Genomic DNA, 21,518 nt, shown 5'->3' with positions numbered 1-21,518 from the left:
ACAGTATTTTGCGCTTGTGTGTTCCAAAACGCCTACTTCAGTGAACTGAATCACATTCCGCTGGAGACATTCATGAGTTGGGCGGCCAGGGCCAGCAGCCCGCGCTCGGACCCGTTCGTCCCAGTCAGCTGGATACCCATCGACAGGCCACCGTCCGTCCGCAGCGTCGGCACCGTGACGGCAGGCGTTCCGGCGACATTGACCACCGACGTGTAGGGCGTGTACCGGCACTGGAGTTCGTAGTCGAAGTCTGCGTCGTGGGACGTGTACCAGCCGAGCGGCCGGGGGGTCTGCGCCATGGCGGGGGTCAGCACGGCGTCGTAGCGGCCCCATTGGGCGCGGCAGTCCTCGGCGATCTTCTGCAGCACGGCGGCCGCGGACCGCTTCTCCGCCGTGGGCCGGGCCATGGCCCGCGCCCGGAAGGTGCGGGTGAGTTCCATCAGTGCGGGGGCGGCCTCGTCCGGGAGCCCGGCCTCGGCCAATCCGGCGGTCCAGATCGCCTGGAACGCCTCGGGATAGCGGTTGTCATAGCGGATGTCCGCGGTCTCCACCCGGTGGCCCGCAGCCTCCAACAGGGCAACCCCGGCCTGCAGCGCCGCCTCCGCCGTGGGATCCAGGGCGATGGGGTACCGGCCGTCGAAGGGCGAGACCCGGGTCAGGCCGATCCGCAGCGGACGGCCGTCCGCGGGCCGGGCGCCCCGGGCGGCCTCCAGGTACCCGCTGGTGCCGGTCATCGAGTCCATGAGCAGCCCGGCGTCCTCGGCGGTGCGGGCCAGGGGCCCGGAGACCACGAAGCGGGGGGCGCCGAAACGGTCCACCCGCCCGTTGGCCAGATCCGCTGGCACCGTGCCCAACCCGGGCTTCAACCCGACCAGCCCGCAAGCGGAGGCGGGGATGCGGACCGATCCGCCGCCGTCGTTCCCCGGGGCCATCGGCAGCAGGCCGGCGGCGACGGCCGCCGCGCTGCCGCCCGAGGAGCCGCCGGGGGAGAGCGAGGGATCCAGGGGGTTGCGCGCCGGTGGCGCGATGAGGTTCTCGGAGTAGCAGTTCAGCCCGAATTCGGGGATTTGGGTCTTGCCCAGCGAGATCGCGCCGTCCGTGCGCAACCGGGCCACCAGGGGGCTGTCCTCGGCAGCGGTGGCAGGGGGCAGGGCCGCGGTGCCGAACGTCGTGGGGACCCCCACGACGTCCCACAGGTCCTTGTACGCCAGCGGGACCCCGTGCAGCGGGGGCAGCGGCGTGCCGGCGGCACGGGCCCGCGCCGCGACCCCGTCGGCGGCATCGGCGGCGGCCACGGCCTGCTCGGCGGTGACGGTGATGAAGCTGCCCAGTCGCGGGTTCTGCTCCTCGATCCGCGCCAGGAAGTGTTCCGTGACCTCGCGGGAGGAGACCTCGCCGGAGGCGATCAGGTCCCGGAGTTCGACGGCGGTGCGTTCGTGAAGTGCCGCGCCGCGGGTGGCCGGGTGGTCAGGGGTGTTCATCTGCGGGCCTCCCGGGTGTCGTGTTCGTCGTCGCGGTCGCGTTGGAAGACCAGCACCACCGAGCGCAGCGCCAGGATGAAGCCCATGAAGAGCAACACGTAGCCGAAGAAGGCGTGCACCCTGACGTTCTCCGTGAGGAACGGGCCGGATTCGGTGGTGATCAGGATGATGGCGGCCAGCGTCGCGGCCCCGGCCAGCAGCGCCACGACCACCTGCTGGACCAGCCGGTTCAGGAACCCGCGGTCCGCCGGGTGGGCCAGGACGCGGACGTTGACCGAGAGCCGGCCGCGTTCGATGTCCTCGGTGATCTTGTTCAGCCGCCGGGGCCATTCGCGCAACGTGGGCAGCAGCTGCATGGCGCGGATCTCCAGCTCGTCCTTCAGGGTGCCCGGGGTGAACTGGGCGCCAATGATCTTCCGGCCGGCTTCCCGGGCGGCGGCCACGACGTTCATTCCGGGATCGATCAGGCCCAGCGTCCCCTCCAACGCCCCGAGGGCACGCAGCGCGGCGGCGACCTGGGGTGGGACGGAGAAGCCGTGGCGGACGATCAGCGAGAAGAGGGCGGTGAACATCTCCGACCCGCCCTGGCCTCCGAAGCCGTTGCGGTAGCGCACCAGCAGTTGGCCCAGGGAGCGCTCGAAGCCGCGTTCGTCGAAGTCCGCCGGCCGGTCCAGCAGCCCCAGCAGGGCGTCGGTGGCCAGCTGGTTGTCGTTCTTGTCGATGGAGAACAACAGCATGTTCAGCGACTGCTGGCTCCCCGGATCCAGGCGTCCGACGGCGCCGAAGTCCAGCAGGGCGACGCCCCCCTCCCGGGTGATGAAGATGTTGCCCGGATGCAGGTCGGCGTGGAAGACGCCGTCCCCGGAGATCTGGTGCAGGGTGGCCTTGAGCAGTTCCCCGGCCAGTTCCCTCCGCCGGTCCGGGCCCCATTGGGCCAGTGCGGCGCCGGCGGCACCGACAGGCTGGCCATCGAGCTCGTCCATCACCAGCAGGCGGGGCCCGCTGAATTCGGCATGGACGCGGGGCACGATGACCTCGAAATCCCGGAGCGCGGATTCGATGGCGAGCATGTTCTCGGCTTCGATCCGGTAGTTCAGTTCCTCGCTGAGCGAATCGGAGAACCCGCGCGCCAGGGTGGACACCCCGAGGCGGCGCGCCCAGGGGGCGGAGCGCTCCAGCCAGCCGGCGATCTGCACCACGATGGCCCGGTCGCGTTCGACCTGTTTCAGGGCCGAGGGGCGCTGGACCTTTGCCACCACCCGGGTGCCGTCATGCAGGGTCGCCCGGTGCACCTGGGCGACGGAGGCCGAAGCGAGGGGCTCCTCCTCGATCGCCGCGAACGCCTCGCGGGGCGACCGGCCCAGGCTCTCGGCGAGGGCCGCCTCGATGACGGGCCACGGCTCGGGGGTCGCCTGGGTCTGCAGGTGCGACAGCTCGCGGATGTAGGGCTCGGAGAGCAGATCGCGGCGGGTGGAGAGCATCTGGCCGAGCTTCACGAACGTCACGCCGGCCTCGTTGAGCGCCTCGCGCAGTGCCCGTGCCGTCTGGTCTTCGCGGGCCTCGGCATGACGGCGGTTCAGCCCGCGGGCCTGGGCCAACAGGCCGTGCCGCACGGCGATGTGCATGACCTGGAAGTACCGGGCACTTTGCGAGCGGCGCGTCTTCCACCCGGTGAACAGGCGGACCGGGGAGGGCAGGGTTCCGGTGGGGAAGGTGATCTCCAGGACCATCAGCAGGGCCACGCCCAGTGCGAAGACCCAGATCAGGGCGAGGGCGGCAAACATCAGCGCGACGGTGGGGGAGACCTGCAGCTGCGTGGCATCACCGACGTAGGCAGCCCGGAAGAGGTAGCGCACCACGAAGCCCAGCCCGGCCGACATCAGGAGCCCGACGGCGATGGACCGGGGCCAACCGACGGGGACGCCGAGGACCCGGCGGGAGACGCCGGCAACGACCCACGCCTGGAGGACCAGGAACACGGCTCCGATGATGACCGTCAACGTCCACCCGAGTCCGTCGAGGGCCGCGATTCCGGTGGTGGTGTCCATGTCTTCCCTTCATCTTTCGGGGGAGCGGTCCGTACCCACTATAGGCTGGGAACCTCAGCAGGAAACCGTTGGAAGGATGGACGATGAGCGAGTTCGAGACCGTCGAGGTCACCGGTGTACCGGCCGGTGCGAAGGTGCTGGATGTCCGCGAGGACTACGAGTGGGTCGAAGGCCACGCAGCCGGTGCCGTGCACATCCCGATGGGGGAATTGCCTGAGCGGCTGGAGGAACTGGACCCGGACGAGGACACCTATGTCATCTGCCGCACCGGCGGGCGTTCCGCGCAGGTCGCCGGCTGGCTGGTTGGGCAGGGGTATACCGCCCTCAACATCGCCGGTGGCAGCGGCGCCTGGCTCGAAGCGGGACTGCCGCTCGCCAGCGAAAACGGGCAGGAGCCCACTGTCCGATGAAGTACACGTACCTGGGGCCCGCGGGAACGTTCACCGAACAGGCACTCCTGCAGGTCCCAGGGGTCGCCGACGGCGAACGCCTGCCGGCGACGAGCGTGAACCTGGCCCTGCAACGAGTACGCGATGGGGAAGCTGACGCGGCCATGGTGCCGATCGAGAATTCGGTCGAGGGCGGTGTGTCGGCGACGCTCGACGCCATCGCCCGGGGTGGCGCCCTGCAGATCGTCCGCGAGGTGCTGGTGCCGATCACCTTCGTGCTGGTCGCCCGGGACTCGATCACGGAGCTGTCCCAGATCCGCACCGTGTCGACGCATGGGCACGCGATCGCCCAGTGCCGGGGGTGGGTGGAGACCCACCTGCCGGGGGCGGAGTTCGTCCCGGCATCGTCCACGGCCGCCGGGGCAGTGGGCCTGCTGGACCCGGAGTGCCGCTATGACGCGGCCATCTGCTCCCCGCTGGTACTCGAGCAGAACCCGCTGAACCTGATGCAGAGCGGCGTGGAGGACAACAGCGGTGCCGTCACGCGCTTCGTGCTGGTGACCCGCCCTGGAGCCGTCCCCGGTCCGACCGGCAACGACAAGACGACCGTCGTCATCCCGCTGCCCGAGGACCACCCCGGCGCGCTGATGGGCATCCTCGAACAATTCGCCGCCCGCGGCGTCAACCTCAGCCGGATCGAATCCCGACCCACCGGAGAGGGCCTGGGATCGTACTTCTTCTCCATCGACGCCGACGGGCACCTCGCCGAGGCCCGGATGGCCGACGCGCTGGCCGGGTTGCACCGGATCAGCCCGGACATCCGCTTCCTGGGGTCCTACCCCAGCGCCTCCGAGCTCGATGAGCCGACGCCGTCACCGGAACGGCACAACACCGACGAGGCCTTCGCCCAGGCCCACGCCTGGGTCAGCCGGTTGCGGGCCGACGCCGGCTGAGGTCTTCGGGCCGGCGGGAGGATCAGTAGGCGGGGACGCGGATCTTGAGCCCGAGCGGCAGGATGCTCACCGTGACCGCGCGGACGTTCCCGGTGGTGTCGCCGTCGAGCTGGGAGCCGATCTCCTCCTGCGATTCGAGGCGGATCCGCTTAGCCTGGAAGTACTCGATCACGGGGATGGCCCGACGGTGGCGCAGCGCGGTCTTCGCCGCGATCCACGCCCAACCCATGGCGGACCGGGGACTCATCACCACCAGGTCCAGCACCCCGTCGTCGACCTTGGCGTCGGGGACGAACTCGAGTCCGCCCTGCAGTTTTCCGGCATTGGCGAAGATCACCGAGCGGATGCTGCGCTCCATGGGCTTGCCGTCGTCCAGGGTGATGGTCACCGGCCGCCGCTTGCCCGGCAGGTGGCGCATCCCGGCTTCGGCGTAGGCCAGCGGCCCGACCATCGCCTTGAGGTCGTCGCGTGTGTCGGCCATCATCTCCGCATCGGTGCCGATGCCGGCCATGACCAGGAAGATGTTGGTGTCGGTGGTGCCGTCGGCGCGCTCGAGTTCGATCCGCGCCGCGTCGATGCCGCGCGTGCGCCCCTGCAGCGCCGTATGGACGCAGGCGCTCAGGTCCTCGACATCGAACCCGAGGTTGCGGGCCAGCAGGTTGCCGGTCCCCAGCGGCAGGATCGCCATGGAGACGCGGGTGCCGGCGATCACTTCTCCGACCGCGCGGACGGTCCCGTCGCCGCCGGCGGCGATGACGACTTCGCACCCCGCATCCAGGGCCTGGCGGGCCATGCCGTAACCGGGGTCCTCGACCGTGGTTTCCAGGACCATCGGCTCCTCGAGTCCTGCCGAGGCCCAGGCGAGCATCACCGCGGAACGGATGGAATCGGCGTCGTTCTTGGAGGGGTTGATGACCAGGGCGGTGCGGGAGGTGCTGGCCAGTGCGTCGGAAACCACAGGGGTCGAGGCAATGCCCTGCACCCTGACCCGTAGGCGGCCCACGGAGACGAGGCTTGCCGCGGCGATGAGCAGGGCGACGACGACAAGGACGAGGGAAAGGTATTCGATGGTCATGGTGCCCCTTACGATAGCGGGATTCGGTAACCTGTAGTGGTGATCGACGTTAAAGAGCTTGTAGAGCAACCCGCAGCATTCCGTGACTCCCAGCGCTTTCGCGGTGCCGATGAATCCGTGGTGGACCGGATCATCGCCGCCGACGCCTCCCGGCGCAACGCGATCACCAGTTTCGAGAACCTCCGTGCCGAGCAGAACGCCTTCGGCAAGAAGGTCGCCGTGGCGAAGGGCGAGGAGAAGGCGGCCCTGCTGGCAGAGGTGAAGGAGCTCGCCGCACGGGTGAAGGCCGAGCAGGCCACCGCCGACGCCGCCCAGGAGGAACTGACGGCCCTGCAGCGCTCCGTGCCCAACCTCATCCAGGAGGGGGCCCCGGCCGGCGGCGAGGATGACTTCACCGTCGTGAAGACCGTGGGCACGCCCCGAGATTTCACCGCCGATGGCTTCGAGCCGCGCGACCACCTCGAACTGGGTGAGCTGCTCGGTGCCATCGACATGGAACGCGGCGCCAAGGTCTCCGGCTCCCGGTTCTACTTCCTCAAGGGCGTCGGCGCCCGGCTGGAGATCGCACTGCTGAACATGGCGTTGGACCAGGCCGTGTCCAACGGGTTCATCCCGATGATCACCCCGACGCTGGTCCGTCCCGAGATCATGCAGGGCACCGGGTTCGACGTCGAGCACGACGACGAGATCTACCGGCTCGAGCGCGACGACCTCTACCTGACCGGCACCTCCGAGGTGGCGCTCGCCGGCTACCACGCCGACGAGATCATCGATCTGTCGGCGGGCCCCACGCGCTATGCCGGTTGGTCCTCGTGCTACCGGCGGGAGGCCGGATCCGCCGGGAAGGACACCCGCGGCATCATCCGCGTCCACCAGTTCAACAAGCTCGAGATGTTCGTCTACTGCTCCGTCGAGGACGCGGCCGAAGAGCACCAGCGGCTGCTGGCCTGGGAAGAGGAGATGCTGGCCAAGGTGGAGCTGCCCTACCGGGTCATCGACACCGCCGCCGGCGATCTGGGCATGAGCGCCGCCCGCAAGTTCGACTGCGAGGCCTGGGTCCCCACGCAGGACGCCTACCGCGAGCTGACCTCCACCTCGAACTGCACCACGTTCCAGGCCCGGCGCCTGAACATCCGTGAACGCTCCGTCGGGGCCGATGGAAAGCCGGGGAAGACCCGTGCCGTCGCCACCCTGAACGGGACCCTGGCGACCACGCGCTGGATCGTAGCGATCCTGGAGCAGCACCAGAATGCCGACGGTTCCGTCAACGTTCCCAGCGCGTTGCGCCCCTACCTGGGCGGCATGGAGGTCCTGCCGGTCCTCTGACCCGTGCGTTGTGGTGCCGGCGCGTCCGCCCCGGGGCAGACGCGCAGTTGGTTAACCCGCGCTTCGCCGAAGCATCCCCGGACGTTCACCGCCGACTGTGACCGGGTCGATGTTCATCCGCCTCCGGGAATGTTTGACTAGAGTCATGACCATGACATTGAATACCGGCACCGAAGACCGGGTACTGACCACCAGCCAGAAGATGGTGTGCCTGGACGTCGACGGCACCCTCGTGGACCACGACGGGCACATGTCCGATGCCGTCCGGCAGGCCGCGCGCGGCATCGTCGACGTCGGCCACGAGGTGATCGTCTCGACCGGGCGCTCGCTCGGGGCCACGCTGCCCGTCGTCCAGCTGCTGGGCATCGAATCCGGGTACGCGGTGTGCAGCAACGGTGGCGTGACCGTGCGCATCGACACCACCCTGCCCTCCGGCTACGAGGTATTGGACCGCAAGACGTTTGACCCGGCACCGGCCCTGCGCGCGCTGCGCGACGCGTTGCCGACCGCCAAATACGCGCTGGAGGACGACCAGGGCAACTTCCTGTCCACCGAACGCTTCCAGGACGCCAGTTTCGGCGTGGAGGCCCAGGCCGTCCCCTTCGAGCAGCTGATGGAGGCGACGGCGGTGCGCCTGGTCGTCTTCTCCACGGACTCGTCCTCCGAGGAGTTCGGCAAGGCCGTGAGCGCCATCGGCCTACACGGGGTCACCTATTCCGTCGGCTGGACCGCCTGGTTGGACATCGCCGCGGAGGGCATCACCAAGGCCAGCGCGATCGAGGCCCTGCGTGGCGAGCTGGGCTACTCCCTGGAGCACACGGTGGCCGTCGGCGATGGCCGCAACGACATCGAGATGCTCGGATGGGCCGGTCGCGGGGTGGCCATGGGCCAGGCGCCGGACGAGGTCAAGGCTGCGGCCGACGAGGTCACCGACTCCGTCGACGACGACGGCTTGGCACGCGTGTTGCGCAGCCTGCTGTAGCCCGCGGCCCCGGGGCCCGTTACGGGCCGAAGAGTCCGATCACGAGCGCCATGACCGCAAAGGTCACCAGTTCGTGGGCGCAATTCAGCACCGTCAGGCCCACCGGCCGGCCCTCGAACGCGTCGTGGGTGATGAACCGCGCCGCGGTGAACCCGGCCCACAGGATGAGCGCGGTGACCAGGGTATTGGCCAGGAAGCTGCCACCGTAGAAGCCCTGGGCGATCACGGCCGACCCGGCCAGGACCCACGCGCTGACGAGGCTGACGGCGAACGTGAGCACGATCGGTTTCCAGACGCCGCGCGCATCGCCGCCGGGGTCGACCTTGGCGACCCGCATCCAGTAGGTGCCGAAGACCTTCGGGGTGTACCAGATCGACCCGACCACCATGGTCGACACTGCGGCGACGAGAACGCCCCACACGTTGATTTCCGGAACCACGGCGAACTCCCTGCCTCGAGTCAACCCGTCCTGCGGGAGCACCGGGAAACCGGTGCTGACCTGAGTGTACGACGGCGAATCCCGTCCCGATAGTGCCGGTTGGCACGCCCCCTTGACCTTGACGTTGCGGCAACCCCTACGCTGGCTTGACCGAGACGAAAGGAGGCCGGGACATGGACTGGTCGATCCAGCAGATCGCCACGTTGGCGGGCACCACCAGCCGGGCCCTGCGCCACTACGACGACATCGGGCTCCTTCCACCGAGCCGCATCGCCTCCAACGGGTACCGCCACTACGACGCCGACGCGCTGCACCGGCTGCAACGGATCATGCTCCTGCGCGAACTCGGCCTGGGGCTTCCGGCCATCGCCGGGATCCTCGACCGTCCCGTCGGGACGGCCGAGGCCCTGGGGACACACGTGGACTGGCTCAAACAGGAACGCCGGCGCTTGGACCGGCAGATCGCCTCGGTGGAACGCACGATCACCACCATCACCGAAGGAGGGGTTCCCATGGCCCAGGACATGTTTGACGGGTTCGACCACACCGTGCACCGCGAGGAGGTCGGGCAACGCTGGGGCAAGGACGCCTACGCCCGGGGCGACGCCTGGTGGAGGGGCCTCGATGCCGCCGCGCGGCGGGACTGGAAACAACGGGTCGCCACCCTCGCTGCCGACTGGGACGAGGCCGCCAGCCGTGGCACGGACCCCGGTTCGGCGGAGGCGCAGGAACTGGCGCGCCGGCAGGTCGAGTGGCTGGCCTCGGTCCCGGGAACCCCAGCCAGCGAGCCCGGCGGTGACCTGCGGGGGTACGTGACCGGTCTCGGCCAGATGTACGTCGACGATCCCCGTTTCGGGGCCAACTACGGCGGGACCGAGGGGGCCGTCTTCGTGCGGGACGCGTTGGCGCTCTACGCCGAGCGCGAGCTGTAGAGACCGAGCAGGGCCGGGAGGTCGGCCATGTCCACGAACGTGGTGGCACCGGCCTTCCGCAAGTCATCGGCCGCTGCCAGCCCGCCGGCGAAGCCGTACACGTCCATGCCCGCGGCCCGTGCCGCCAGGACCCCGTTGACGCTGTCCTCGATGACCACGCAGTCCGCGGGGTCGACGCCCTCGCAGGCCGCGGCATGGAGGAAGACATCCGGCCAGGGCTTGCCCCGCTCCACATCCTCGGCGGAGTGGATGCGTCCGGCGAACCGGTCCAGGAGGCCCGTGGTCCCCAGGGTGCGGTCCATGCGGGCATGGGTCCCGGAGGATGCCACACAGGAGCGGATTCCGCTCGAATCCACGGCGTCCAGGACCGCCACGACGCCCGGGACGGGGGCCAACTCGCGGGCGAAGGCCTCCCGGGTCTCGGCGGTGGACCGCTCGTCGAATTCCCGGGCACGGTCCGGCCCCAGCAGGTCCGTCAGCAGCGCGAACGCGTCGACCGCGGATCGGCCCATGAACGCGGCAACGACCTCGGCCTGCGTGTGGGGGTGGCCCATCGCGGTGAGGGTCCGTGCCTCGATGGCCGTCGCGAGGCGTTCGGAGTCGACCAGCACGCCGTCGCAATCGAAGATGACCAGCCCGGGCCGCACTCCGCCGACGTCCTCGCCCAGCGTGCTCACCGGCCCGGCTCATAGGGGTAGGCGTCTGCCGGAAGCTCGGCGGGGCCGGCCACCAGCGACAGCAACCGCGCCACCGCCGGCCGACACGCCCACTCCTCGTTCCAGTTGGAACGGACCACGGCCTTGGACACCGCCTGCGCGGTGATGCCCAGCTCGGCGGCGATGGCCTTTTGCTGCCCGCGGACCCCGGGGATCATCAGGTCCAGCACGGCCCACTCGGCCTCGGTGCGCGTCGTGACGATCTGCCCGACCAGCCGGGCGACCGACTCCGCCTCGACGGCCACGTCCGCATCCGGCCCGTCGACGGCCAACGGAATGCGTTCCCCGGTTTTCTGCGCCCGGTTTACCGCACGGCGTGCGTAGACCAGGCCGAAGCCCTCGGCGTCGGCAATCGATGCCGGGAACGGCATTTGCACGGGCCCGACCCCGATGCCGACGTGCCAGCGGTGTTGCCGCAGGGCCGCGAGTGCCGCATCGACGACATGGGACGGGTCGGTCAGGACGCCGATGGCCTCGTCGCCGAAGGAACGTTGGAAGGGAACCAAGGCCGGCACGTACTCGAGGGCACGGATCAGATCCTCGACGCGGTCCCCGACCTCGCGCGAATCCCGTTGGTTGATGGTGAGGACGAACATGGCACCAGTCTGCCCGATGATCAACCGTTTTCGGTTGATTCGGGAGTCGTGCCGCCGTCGCCGGGGCAGTGCGTCGTGGCCCTGGCCGGTGCCTGGAGGCCGGCCAGGCGCGGCGGGGTGAGCTCGACGATCGTCCAGCGCAGGAAGAACTGCGTTGCAGGCCCGATGAGCAGGGCGTAGGCGACGGTCCCCAGGCCCACGGTCCCACCCAACAGCCAGCCGATGGCCAGGACGGTGACCTCGATGCCCGTGCGGATCAGGCGCAGGCTCCAACCGGTGCGCAGATGCAGGCCGGTCATCAGCCCATCGCGCGGGCCGGCACCGAACTGGCTGCCGATGTACAGGGCACCGCCGAGGCCATTGACCACCAGGGCCACGACGATCACGGAAATCTGGAGCGCCAGCCCGTGGATCTCCGGCAGCAGCCAGAGCGTGAAGTCGGCCGAAACACCGATCCAGATGGCATTGGCGATCGTTCCCAGGCCGGGCCACTGGCGCAGCGGGATCCAGGCCAGCAGCACCAGCAGGCCCACGATGATGATGATCGTGCCCAGGCTCAACGGGATGTGCCGCGCCAGGCCCAGGTGCAGCACGTCCCAGGGGGCGACCCCGAGGCCGGCCCGCACGAACGCGCCCATGGCCACCCCGAAGAAGGTGAGCCCGATGAACAGGCGCACCAACCGGGACGGCAACCGGCCCGCCCGCAACTGCTCCAACGGAGTCAGCGGAAGCAGCCGGGCACGCGGGGTGGAGGGCACGGTGGTCGCCGGGCTGCTAGTCGACGTCGCGACCCTGCGGCTCGTCCTCCTCGGACTCCTGGCCGGCCTGGGTGAAGCGTTCGATGGAGCGGGCGAGCTCGGCCTCGGCGGCCTCGCGGCCCTCCCAGCCCTCGTTCTTGACCCACTTGCCCGGCTCGAGGTCCTTGTACCGGGTGAAGAAGTGCTCGATCTCCTTGACCAGCCACTCGTCGAGGTCCTCGAGTTCGCGGATGTGGTCGAAGCGCTTGTCGGCCGGGACACAGACCAGCTTGGCGTCGCCGCCGCCGTCGTCGGTCATGTTGAACACGCCGATCGGGCGGGACTCGACGAGCACGCCCGGGATCAGCTCGACGCCGGGCAGGAAGACCAGCGCGTCCAGCGGGTCGCCGTCCTCGCCCAGGGTGTCCTCGAAGTAGCCGTAGTTCGTCGGGTACTGCATGGAGGTGAACAGCACGCGGTCCAGCCGCAGGCGGTGCGTCTCGTGGTCGATCTCGTACTTGACGCGCGATCCCGTGGGGATCTCGATGGTGACGTCATGGTTCATGGGGGTCCTCGACTTTCGTGCTGCGGGGCGGCCCCGAACGGAAATCGGCCGCACGCCGTCTAGGCTTAAAGCTGCTGCCCCCAGACTATATGGCGGCGCGGGGCAACCACTAGTTGAGGAACAAGCCGATGAAACGTGCAATGCGGACGACCACGTCCTTGCTGCTGGTCCTGGTGCTGGGGTCCCTCGTGGGCGTGCTGGTGCTGAACCTGTTGCCCGTGTTCCTGCACGCGCCCGCCGCGTCGGCCCCCGCACCCACCGCGGAACCGTCGGCGGCCCCCAGCCTGGCCCCGGCCAGCGCGACGGCCCTTGCACCGCTGGGCACGCAGGGGAAGCTGCCGCAGGCGGCCGTCCTGAAGAAGCAGCTCGACGCCGCCTTCGCGAAGACGAAGGGCGGGGGCTTCACCGCCGAGGTCACCGACGTGGCCACCGGCAAGACGCTCTACAGCAGGCACGGCAACCAGGCCAGCGCCCCGGCGTCGAACCTGAAGATCCTCACCGCGGTGGCGGCCCTGAAGCAGCTCGGCGGGGAAAGCACCCTGCCCACGACGGCGGTGCTCGGCTCCGATGACACCGTGGTCCTCGTCGGCGGGGGGGACGTGCTGCTCGGCGCCGGGACCTCCGAACCCGACGCGACCGTCAGCCGCGCCGGCCTGGCGACGCTGGCGGCGAAGACCGCGGCCGCCCTGTTCGACTCCGGCCGTTTCGCCGCCGGGTCGACCACCCGGCTGCAGGTGGTGCTCGACGACACCCTCTTCACCGGGGCCACGCTCAATCCCGTCTGGGACGAATCGCTCATGACCACCTCGAACATCACCGCCGTCCAGCCGCTGGCCATGTACGGCGCGCGCAAGGACGCCCGCCCGAAGAGCACCCGGGTGAAGGACCCGGCCATGACCGCCGCCACCGTGTTCCGGACCGCGCTCGGCAAGGCCCTGGCCGCCGAGCAGAAAAAGGCAGACACCGCCGGCCCCGCGTCGCCCTCGGCCGGGCCGACCAGCGCAGCCACCTCCGGGGCCTCCGCATCCGCCTCTCCCTCCACCCCGGCGGATGGCCGGGCACCGCGGATCGGCATCGCCGGCGGCGTGGTGCGCGGTGAGGCCGGCCCCGGTGCGGAACGACTCGCCGAGGTCCGTTCCGCACCGATCGTGGACCAGCTGGCGTTCATGGGCGAGGAATCGGACAACTACGTGGCCGAGGCCATGGGCCGCCTGGCGGCCATCGCCGCCGGGCGCCCGGCTACCTTCGGCGGGGCCACCGACACGCTCCGGGCGACCGCCGCCGACCTCGGCATCGACGTGGCCGGGATGTCCCTGGCCGACACGTCGGGCCTGTCGGACCGCAACCGCATCAGCCCGCGCCAGCTCACCGGGATCATCCGTGCGGCGGCCACCTCCCCGGACCCGGACCTGCGCGACGTGTCCTACCTGCTGCCGATCTCCGGGGCCACCGGAACGTTGGAACACCGCCTGACGTCGGCGGCGACCCGCGGGGAGATCCGCGCGAAAACCGGGACGCTCACCGGCATCGCGACCCTCAGCGGCACGGCGGTCACCGCCGACGGCCGGGTCCTGGCCTTCGCCTTCTTCGGGCACGGGTTCGGGTCGCTGGACCCGGCACGGGCCGGACTGGACCGGGCGGCAGCGGTGCTGGCCGGGTGCGGCTGTACCTCCTAGGGGCCGCCGCGTGATGTGATGGGAGGCATGGAGACTTCCGCCCCGAACACGCAGCTCATCAACTGGGACGTCGCCGGTGGCACCGCCGAACGCCTCGTCGGCCCCGGCCCGAAGCTCACCGCCCGGCAGATCGGCACCGTCGTCGCCGACCTGCGCGCCAAGGCCGACGCCTCCGTCGAACACGTCCACCGCATCACCGGCCTGGACGCGGCCCGGGACCTGCGCGATTCCACCGTCCTGGTCGTGGACCGCGGCACCTGGGCGCGCGCCAACGTGCAGAGCTACCAGGGGCTGCTCGCCCCGGCCATGGAGCAGCTCGTCGCCTCCCAGAAGGGGAAGATGTCGCCCGCCGCCGTGGCGGTCGGCGGCGGCGCCGCGGGCGTGGAACTCGGCGGGATCCTCGCCTTCCTCGCCTCCAAGGTGCTGGGCCAGTACGACCCGTTCGCCGGCCTGCTGGGCGGCGGTCCCGCGGGCGGCCGGCTGCTCCTGGTCGCCCCCAACATCGTGGAGATCGAGCGCGAACTGCACGTGGAGCCGGAGGACTTCAGGTTGTGGGTCTGCCTGCACGAGCAGACCCACCGCGTCCAGTTCGCCGCCGCACCCTGGCTGCGCGACCACCTGCAGGACACGATCGCGCAGATGACCGGCGGGCTGCTGGACGCCCCGGGCGGGTTGGCCGAACGGCTCAAGGCCGCGGGGCAGGACGCCATGGCCGCGATCAACGCCAAGCGCCGGCAGGGCACGACGGCGGCTGGAACCGACGCGGATGCCCCCTCCTCCGCCGGGCTGCTCTCCGTGCTGCAGGACCCCGAGGGCCAGGCCCTGCTCAGCCACCTGACGGCGGTGATGTCGTTGCTGGAGGGCCACGCCAATGTGGTGATGGACGCCGTCGACGCCTCCATCGTGCCGACCGTGAAGACCATCCGCCAGCGCTTCAACGCCCGCGGCGGCAGCCGGGGGGCCGTGGAGACATGGATCCGCCGGTTCCTGGGGTTGGAGGCGAAGATGCGCCAGTACCGTGACGGGCAGCGCTTTGTGGACGCCGTCGTCCGCGAGATCGGGATGGAGGGGTTCAACGCCGTCTGGGAACGGGTGGAGAACCTGCCGACCGAACACGAGATCCACCACCCCCGCGAGTGGATCGACCGCGTGGCCGTCCAGCCGGCGCCCTAGCCATGGGCGGCCACCTGCCTCCGGGGCTGGCCCGGGCGCGCCGCGCGGTGCTGGAAGCGGTCCGGGGTGTGGTCCCGGAGGACCCCCGACCGCTCGTCCTGGTCGCCTGCAGCGGCGGGGCCGATTCCCTGGCCCTGGCCGCGGCGACGGCCTTTGTGTCCCGGGCGGGGAAGCTGCGGGCCGGGGCCCTCGTCGTGGACCACGGGCTGCAGGATGGAAGCGCCGACGTCGCGGCGGGAGCCGCCGGCCAGCTGCGCGGGCTCGGCCTGGATCCGGTGCTCATCCGCCGGGTCGAGCCGGCCGGTTCCACCGAGGCGCACGCCCGCACGGCCCGTTACGCCGCCTTCGATGCAGCGCTCGCCGGCACCGGGGCCGCCGCCATCCTGCTCGGCCACACCCTGGACGACCAGGCCGAACAGGTGCTGCTGGGCCTGGCCCGCGGGTCCGGCACCCGGTCGCTGTCCGGCATGCCCGCGGCCCGCGGACCGTACCTGCGGCCGCTGCTGGGCCTGCGGCGCACCGACACCGAGGCCATCTGCGCCCACGAGGGGCTGGACTACTGGACCGACCCCACGAATGCCGACACGACCGTGCTGCGCAACCGCATCCGGCGCGAACTGCTTCCGGCCCTGGATGGCGCGTTGGGGCCCGGGCTGGCGGAGTCGCTGGCCCGTACCGCGACGCTGGCCCGGCGCGACGCCGACTTCCTGGACGGCGCGGCCGAGGCGGCGCTGGCACGGGTGTTGTGCACCGCCGCCGGGGTGGTGCCCGTGGTGCTGGACCTGGCCGGCCTGCGTGCCCTCGACGACGCCCTCCTGACCCGGGTGCTGCGCACCGCCGTCGTACTGTGTGGTGCACCGGCGCCGGACTTCGAGCGGACCGCGGCCCTGGAGCGCCTGGTCCGTGACGGCAGATCCGCCGGGCCGATCCAGCTCGACGGACACGCGCACGCCACCCGGCACCGGGCCGGCACGCACCCCGGATCCGCCGGCGCGGTGATCGCGGTCGACGGCCCCGGTTCTGCGCTGGCAGCCTCCCTGTGGCAATCTTGAACCCTCAGGCGCACTCCCTCTGAGCCGCTGCGCAGGCACAACCGATCACAGGAGCCATTCGTGGATTCGAACGACGTCACCGCCGACCTGGCACACGTTCTGTACACCAAGGAAGAAATCCAGGAGAAGATCAACGAGCTGGCCGCCCGGATCGACGCGGACTACGCCGGCCGCGACATCCTCGTCGTCGGGGTGCTCAAGGGCGCGGTGATGGTCATGGCAGACCTGGTGCGGGCGCTGCACTCCCACGTCTCGATGGACTGGATGGCCGTCTCCTCCTACGGCTCCGGCACGCAGTCCTCCGGCGTCGTGCGCATCCTCAAGGACCTGGACACCGATCTGCTGGGCAAGCACGTGCTCATCGTCGAGGACATCATCGACTCCGGCCTGACGCTGTCCTGGCTCAAGGCCAACCTCATCTCCCGCGGCCCGGCGTCGGTGGAGATCTGCACGTTGCTGCGCAAGCCCGAGGCCGCCAAGGTCGAGATCGACGTGAAGTACGTCGGCATGGAGATCCCCAACGAATTCGTGGTCGGCTTCGGGCTGGACTTCGACGAGAAGTACCGCAACCTGGACTTCATCGGCACGCTGGCCCCGCACGTCTACGCCTAGCACGCCGGCGGGATGCTTACGCCATCAGGGGAACTCCCCGGCGCGCTCAAGCGTGTGTAGGGACGAGGGTGTACTGATGGTGGTACTCACGAAACATCCGGGCGCGTCGTCGTCCGCGACCAGGAGGGATGGGGGTCGGGCCCCCAACGCATGAACTTCAAGAAGATCTTCAACAGCTGGGCCGTCTGGGTCCTGATCGGTGTCGCGGCACTGCTCCTGTTCCTGCCGACCCTGACCTCGGGGAACAACGGGCGTGTCGACACCAGCGTCGGGCTGCAACTGCTCGAGGACAACAAGGCCACCGAGGCCAAGATCTATGACGGCGACCAGCGCGTGGACCTGTCCCTGAAGGACGACTTCACCCTGGACGGCGAGAACAAGGGCAAGAAGGTCTCCTTCTACTACTCCACCGCCCGCGCCGACGACGTCGTCCAGGCCATCGACGACGCCCAGCTCAAGGGCTTCACCGACCAGCCGGTGGAAAGCAACTGGTTCGTGAGCATGCTCGGGTTCATCATCCCGTTCCTGCTGATCGCCCTGCTGTTCTGGTTCCTGATGTCGCGCGCCCAGGGCGGTGGATCCAAGGTCATGCAGTTCGGCAAGTCCAAGGCCAAGCTGATCACCAAGGACATGCCCCAGGTGACCTTCGCCGACGTCGCCGGCGCCGAGGAGGCCGTCGAGGAGCTGCACGAGATCAAGGAGTTCCTGGAGGAGCCCGCGAAATTCCAGGCCGTGGGCGCGAAGATTCCCAAGGGCGTCCTGCTCTACGGTCCTCCGGGCACGGGCAAGACCCTGCTCGCCAAGGCCGTCGCCGGCGAGGCGGGCGTGCCGTTCTACTCGATCTCCGGTTCGGACTTCGTCGAGATGTTCGTCGGCGTCGGCGCCTCCCGCGTCCGCGACCTCTTCGAGCAGGCCAAGACCAATTCCCCGGCCATCATCTTCGTCGACGAGATCGACGCCGTCGGCCGCCACCGCGGTGCCGGTGTCGGCGGCGGCAACGACGAACGCGAACAGACGCTGAACCAGCTCCTGGTGGAGATGGACGGTTTCGACGCGAACACCAACGTCATCCTCATCGCCGCCACCAACCGCCCCGATGTGCTGGACCCCGCCTTGCTGCGCCCGGGCCGCTTCGACCGGCAGATCCCGGTGGAGGCCCCCGACCTGGTCGGACGCGAACAGATTCTGAACGTCCACGCCCAGGGCAAGCCGATGGCCGAGAACGTCGACCTGAGGGCGGTGGCGAAGAAGACCCCCGGCTACACCGGTGCCGATCTGGCCAACGTGCTCAACGAGGCGGCGCTGCTGACCGCCCGCTCCAACGCCCAGCTCATCGACGACCGCGCCCTCGACGAGGCCATCGACCGCGTCATGGCCGGGCCGCAGAAGCGCTCCCGGCTGATGAAGGAACACGAACGCAAGATCACCGCCTACCACGAGGGCGGGCACGCGCTCGTCGCCGCGGCCATGCGCCAGACGGCACCGGTCACCAAGGTCACCATCCTGCCCCGCGGCCGTGCCCTGGGCTACACGATGGTGGTCCCGGAGGACGACAAGTATTCCGTCACCCGCAACGAGCTGCTGGACCAGATGGCCTACGCCATGGGCGGGCGCGTCGCCGAGGAGATCATCTTCCACGATCCGTCCACCGGTGCCTCGAACGACATCGAAAAGGCCACCGGCACGGCCCGCATGATGGTCACCCAGTACGGCATGAGCGAGCGCATCGGAGCCGTCAAGCTCGGCTCCGCCGGCGGGGAACCCTTCATGGGCCGTGAGGGCGGCGCCGAACGCAACTACTCCGACGCCATGGCCGGGGTCATCGACGAGGAGGTGCGCTCGCTGATCGACGAGGCCCACGACGAGGCCTACGCCGTGCTGACCGAGAACCGCCATGTGCTCGACCGCCTGGCCCTGGCACTGCTGGAGAAGGAGACCCTGAACCAGAAGGAGCTCGCCGGGGTCTTCCACGACATCGTCAAGCGCCCCGAACGCGACGTCTGGCTCTCCAAGTCCAGCCGCCCCGTCCACCCCGAGGGTCCTGTCCTTTCGCCGCTGGAACGCCGCCAGGCCGCCGAACGCGCCGCCGCCGGCGAGCCGGCTGCCGACGATGTCCAAGGACACCCGGATACCGTCGTGGACCCGGGCTCCGGCCCGGCCCTGCCGGGCGGGAACCCCGGCCCCGATGCGGGCGGCGACGGCGGATTCGGTCCCGGACACCCCGGCGGAACGACCCCGGGCGACGCGGGCCAGGGCGGGCCCGGCCACCTCGGCTGACCCGGCGCAAGCTAGGATCGGAACTGTGAGCACCTTTGATGAGCAGGACACCATCGTGTCCGGATCCGCCAGTCCCGTGGACCAGGAACGCATCGCCCGTGCGGTGCGAGAGATCCTGGTGGCCATCGGCGAAGACCCCGATCGTGACGGGCTGGTGGACACCCCGAAGCGGGTGGCCAAGGCCTACACCGAGTTCTTCTCGGGCCTGCACCAGGACCCGGCGGAACTGCTCTCCACCACGTTCGACATCGACCACGACGAACTGGTGCTGGTCAAGGACATCGCGTTCTACTCGACGTGCGAGCACCACCTGGTCCCGTTCCATGGCAGTGCGCACATCGGCTACATCCCGGGGCGGGACGGCAAGGTCACCGGGCTGAGCAAGCTGGCCCGGCTGGTGGAACTCTACGCCCGCCGCCCCCAGGTCCAGGAACGCCTGACCACCCAGATCGTCATGGCCCTCATGGAGCACCTGCAGCCGCGGGGAGCCATCGTCGTCATCGAATGCGAACACCTGTGCATGTCCATGCGCGGCGTGCGCAAACCCGGCGCCAAGACGGTGACCAGTGCCGTGCGCGGCCAACTGCGTGAACCGGCAACGCGCTCAGAGGCCATGAGCCTCATTCTCGGAAAGTAGGTCACCATGTCCCTCGGAGCAGTCCCCGGAACCGGACCCGCCACCTCGCCCCTGCCCGTCGTCCGCGCCGTCAAGACCCCCAAGACCGTCGGCGACCTCCCCACCGACCGCACACTGGTCATGGGCATCCTCAACGTCACCCAGGACTCCTTCAGCGACGGCGGTAAATACCTGAAGGCCGACGACGCCATCCAGCACGGCTTGCGGATGCTCTATGCCGGTGCCGACATCATCGACGTCGGCGGCGAATCGACCCGGCCCGGTGCCGACTACGTGGACCCCGCCGAGGAGCGGGGACGGATCGTCCCGGTGGTCGCCGCCCTGGTCAAGGCCGGCGCCATCGTCTCGGTCGACACGATGCACACCTCCACCGCACGGGCAGCCCTCGAGGCCGGCGCCCACATCGTCAACGATGTCTCCGGACTCACCCATGAGCCGGATATGCCGGGGCTCGTCGCCGAGTCCAAGGCCCCCTACGTGCTGATGCACCGCCGGGGCGACCAGAAGTCCATGGTCACCGAGGCCACCTACGACGACGTCGTCGCCGAGGTCCTGGACGAGCTGAAGGGCCTGCGGGACACCTTCACCGACGCGGGCGTCGCGCCAGGGCAGATCATCATCGACCCCGGGCTGGGCTTCGCCAAGGACCCCGAGCACAACTGGGCGCTGCTCAAGGCGATCCCCGAACTGAAGGCACTGGGCCACAAGGTCCTCATCGGCACCTCCAGGAAGCGGTTCCTCGGGTCGCTGCTCACCGAGGGCGGCAAGCCCGCCGCCCCGACGGAACGCGACGTGGCCACCGCGGCCACGAGTGCCCTGGCCGCGGCTGCCGGCGCCTGGTGCGTGCGGGTGCACGACGTCGAGGGAACCCTCGACGCTCTCAAGGTGGCGCGTGCCTGGGCAGATCCGGCCTCGGTCGCCGCCGTACGGACAGCCGCGGCGAGGTCCTGACCATGGCCACCCCGCAGCCGGCGATGCCACCCGGGAGCCGGGACCGGATCGTGCTCAACGGGATCACGGCCATCGGCCACCATGGGGTTTTCGAGCACGAGAAGCGCGACGGCCAGCCGTTCGTCGTCGACGTCGTCCTGCATACCGACAACCGGGCCGCCGAGGCCTCCGACGATGTCACCGATACCGCCCACTACGGCGTGCTCGCCGAACGGGTGACCGACGTGATCGGCTCCGGGCCGTACAACCTCATCGAGAAGCTGGCCGGGGAACTGGCTTCCATGGTGCTCGCCGAGTTCGACGTCGCGGCGGTGGACATCACCGTGCACAAGCCCCAGGCCCCGATCGAGGTCCCCTTCGGCGACGTGAGCATCCAGATCCACCGGGAACGCACATGACCACCCCGGTCCGCGCCGTCCTGGCCCTGGGCGGCAACCTCGGGGAACGCTCCACGACCCTGTCGGACGCGGTCGCCGAACTCACGTCCGGCCCCGCCGTGCGGCTGTGCCGGGTCTCCGACGTCGTGCAGACCAAGCCGGTCGGCGGTCCCGCCGGACAGCCCGACTTCCTGAACCTGGTCCTGGAGGTCGAGACCACGTTGGCGCCGCTGGAGTTGCTGCGCCATTGCCAGGCGGTCGAGCAGCACCATCACCGCACCCGCGAGGTGAGGTGGGGGCCGCGTACCCTGGACGTCGACATCATCACGTACGGTGACACCACCTCCGACGACGAGGTCCTCACCCTGCCCCACCCCCGGGCCGCCGAGCGGGCCTTCGTGCTCCAGCCCTGGGCCTGGATGGATCCGGAGGCGCGCCTGGGGGGAGACCGGGTCGCCGACCTGGCGGCACGGGCGGCGGACCGCGACGGCCTGGCCGTCTACACCCCCGGCGGGGACGGCTGA

22 protein-coding genes are annotated in these 21,518 nt (G+C 70.0%); 14 read left to right on the top strand and 8 right to left on the bottom strand.

Annotated elements, in window-relative coordinates:
* Positions 1-50 precede the first annotated feature (50 nt).
* Positions 51-1,481 (bottom strand): amidase, encoded by a 1,431-nt coding sequence (locus AC1MEQ_RS10955; RefSeq protein WP_479790671.1) that lies wholly within the window; start codon positions 1,479-1,481, stop codon positions 51-53.
* Positions 1,478-3,529: an ABC1 kinase family protein gene (locus tag AC1MEQ_RS10950; RefSeq protein WP_479790669.1), complete on the bottom strand. Its 2,052-nt coding sequence runs from the start codon at positions 3,527-3,529 to the stop codon at positions 1,478-1,480. Before AC1MEQ_RS10950 ends, AC1MEQ_RS10955 begins: the two co-directional genes overlap by 4 nt.
* An 83-nt stretch (positions 3,530-3,612) precedes the next feature.
* Here AC1MEQ_RS10950 and AC1MEQ_RS10945 point away from each other — a divergent pair, with 83 nt between their 5' ends.
* Positions 3,613-3,939, top strand: coding sequence for a rhodanese-like domain-containing protein (locus AC1MEQ_RS10945; protein ID WP_479790667.1), 327 nt, complete (start codon positions 3,613-3,615; stop codon positions 3,937-3,939).
* Entirely contained in the window at positions 3,936-4,871 is a 936-nt protein-coding gene (pheA, locus tag AC1MEQ_RS10940; RefSeq protein ID WP_479790665.1) for a prephenate dehydratase, read from the top strand. Before AC1MEQ_RS10945 ends, pheA begins: the two co-directional genes overlap by 4 nt.
* Positions 4,872-4,893: 22 nt before the next feature.
* On the opposite strand, the gene AC1MEQ_RS10935 is transcribed toward pheA, so the two are convergent.
* Complete coding sequence (locus tag AC1MEQ_RS10935) at positions 4,894-5,946, bottom strand: diacylglycerol/lipid kinase family protein (protein WP_479790663.1); 1,053 nt, start codon at positions 5,944-5,946, stop codon at positions 4,894-4,896.
* 39 nt (positions 5,947-5,985) lie between these two features.
* Between AC1MEQ_RS10935 and serS the strand changes: the two genes are divergently transcribed.
* The gene (gene serS, locus AC1MEQ_RS10930) at positions 5,986-7,272 is read left to right on the top strand and encodes a serine--tRNA ligase (protein ID WP_479790661.1); all 1,287 of its coding nucleotides are present in this window, start codon (positions 5,986-5,988) and stop codon (positions 7,270-7,272) included.
* Between the two features lie 151 nt (positions 7,273-7,423).
* Complete coding sequence (locus AC1MEQ_RS10925) at positions 7,424-8,254, top strand: HAD family hydrolase (RefSeq protein WP_479790659.1); 831 nt, start codon at positions 7,424-7,426, stop codon at positions 8,252-8,254.
* Between the two features lie 19 nt (positions 8,255-8,273).
* Here the strand turns inward: AC1MEQ_RS10925 and AC1MEQ_RS10920 are convergent, their stop codons facing one another.
* Positions 8,274-8,693 (bottom strand): DUF1761 domain-containing protein, encoded by a 420-nt coding sequence (locus AC1MEQ_RS10920; RefSeq protein WP_479790657.1) that lies wholly within the window; start codon positions 8,691-8,693, stop codon positions 8,274-8,276.
* A 173-nt stretch (positions 8,694-8,866) separates the two neighbouring features.
* Between AC1MEQ_RS10920 and AC1MEQ_RS10915 the strand changes: the two genes are divergently transcribed.
* Positions 8,867-9,625 (top strand): MerR family transcriptional regulator, encoded by a 759-nt coding sequence (locus tag AC1MEQ_RS10915; RefSeq protein ID WP_479790655.1) that lies wholly within the window; start codon positions 8,867-8,869, stop codon positions 9,623-9,625.
* Here AC1MEQ_RS10915 and AC1MEQ_RS10910 read toward each other — a convergent pair.
* The 4 genes from AC1MEQ_RS10910 to AC1MEQ_RS10895 are packed head-to-tail and all read right to left on the bottom strand — an operon-like array spanning position 9,604 to position 12,239.
* On the bottom strand, positions 9,604-10,302 hold the full coding sequence (locus AC1MEQ_RS10910) for an HAD family hydrolase (protein WP_479790653.1): 699 nt from the start codon (positions 10,300-10,302) through the stop codon (positions 9,604-9,606). The genes AC1MEQ_RS10915 and AC1MEQ_RS10910 overlap by 22 nt on opposite strands.
* Complete coding sequence (locus AC1MEQ_RS10905; RefSeq protein ID WP_479790651.1) at positions 10,299-10,937, bottom strand: hypothetical protein; 639 nt, start codon at positions 10,935-10,937, stop codon at positions 10,299-10,301. Before AC1MEQ_RS10905 ends, AC1MEQ_RS10910 begins: the two co-directional genes overlap by 4 nt.
* A gap of 20 nt (positions 10,938-10,957) precedes the next feature.
* Entirely contained in the window at positions 10,958-11,695 is a 738-nt protein-coding gene (yczE, locus tag AC1MEQ_RS10900) for a membrane protein YczE (protein ID WP_479790649.1), read from the bottom strand.
* Positions 11,696-11,711: 16 nt separating this feature from the next.
* Positions 11,712-12,239 carry an inorganic diphosphatase gene (locus AC1MEQ_RS10895; RefSeq protein WP_479790647.1) on the bottom strand — a complete coding sequence of 176 codons (528 nt, stop codon included), beginning with the start codon at positions 12,237-12,239 and terminating at the stop codon, positions 11,712-11,714.
* Between the two features lie 128 nt (positions 12,240-12,367).
* Here AC1MEQ_RS10895 and dacB point away from each other — a divergent pair, with 128 nt between their 5' ends.
* From dacB to folK, 9 genes are all read left to right on the top strand, one after another.
* Positions 12,368-13,915: a D-alanyl-D-alanine carboxypeptidase/D-alanyl-D-alanine endopeptidase gene (gene dacB, locus AC1MEQ_RS10890; protein WP_479790645.1), complete on the top strand. Its 1,548-nt coding sequence runs from the start codon at positions 12,368-12,370 to the stop codon at positions 13,913-13,915.
* A gap of 18 nt (positions 13,916-13,933) precedes the next feature.
* Positions 13,934-15,088: a zinc-dependent metalloprotease gene (locus AC1MEQ_RS10885; protein ID WP_479790642.1), complete on the top strand. Its 1,155-nt coding sequence runs from the start codon at positions 13,934-13,936 to the stop codon at positions 15,086-15,088.
* Between the two features lie 2 nt (positions 15,089-15,090).
* Positions 15,091-16,140 carry a tRNA lysidine(34) synthetase TilS gene (gene tilS, locus AC1MEQ_RS10880; RefSeq protein ID WP_479790640.1) on the top strand — a complete coding sequence of 350 codons (1,050 nt, stop codon included), beginning with the start codon at positions 15,091-15,093 and terminating at the stop codon, positions 16,138-16,140.
* A gap of 60 nt (positions 16,141-16,200) precedes the next feature.
* Complete coding sequence (gene hpt, locus AC1MEQ_RS10875; protein ID WP_479790638.1) at positions 16,201-16,752, top strand: hypoxanthine phosphoribosyltransferase; 552 nt, start codon at positions 16,201-16,203, stop codon at positions 16,750-16,752.
* 150 nt (positions 16,753-16,902) lie between these two features.
* Positions 16,903-19,029: an ATP-dependent zinc metalloprotease FtsH gene (ftsH, locus tag AC1MEQ_RS10870; RefSeq protein WP_479790636.1), complete on the top strand. Its 2,127-nt coding sequence runs from the start codon at positions 16,903-16,905 to the stop codon at positions 19,027-19,029.
* Between the two features lie 25 nt (positions 19,030-19,054).
* Positions 19,055-19,666, top strand: a complete 612-nt coding sequence (gene folE / locus AC1MEQ_RS10865) for a GTP cyclohydrolase I FolE (protein WP_479790634.1) — start codon at positions 19,055-19,057, stop codon at positions 19,664-19,666.
* Between the two features lie 6 nt (positions 19,667-19,672).
* Positions 19,673-20,617: a dihydropteroate synthase gene (gene folP / locus AC1MEQ_RS10860; protein ID WP_479790632.1), complete on the top strand. Its 945-nt coding sequence runs from the start codon at positions 19,673-19,675 to the stop codon at positions 20,615-20,617.
* A gap of 2 nt (positions 20,618-20,619) precedes the next feature.
* The gene (gene folB / locus AC1MEQ_RS10855; protein WP_479790630.1) at positions 20,620-21,015 is read left to right on the top strand and encodes a dihydroneopterin aldolase; all 396 of its coding nucleotides are present in this window, start codon (positions 20,620-20,622) and stop codon (positions 21,013-21,015) included.
* Positions 21,012-21,518 carry a 2-amino-4-hydroxy-6-hydroxymethyldihydropteridine diphosphokinase gene (gene folK / locus AC1MEQ_RS10850; RefSeq protein ID WP_479790628.1) on the top strand — a complete coding sequence of 169 codons (507 nt, stop codon included), beginning with the start codon at positions 21,012-21,014 and terminating at the stop codon, positions 21,516-21,518. Before folB ends, folK begins: the two co-directional genes overlap by 4 nt.

The sequence above is a fragment of the Arthrobacter sp. ASL1 genome, assembly GCF_056680475.1.
Note: the sequence above shows the minus strand (reverse complement) of the source record. Positions and strands in the feature narration are given on the sequence as shown.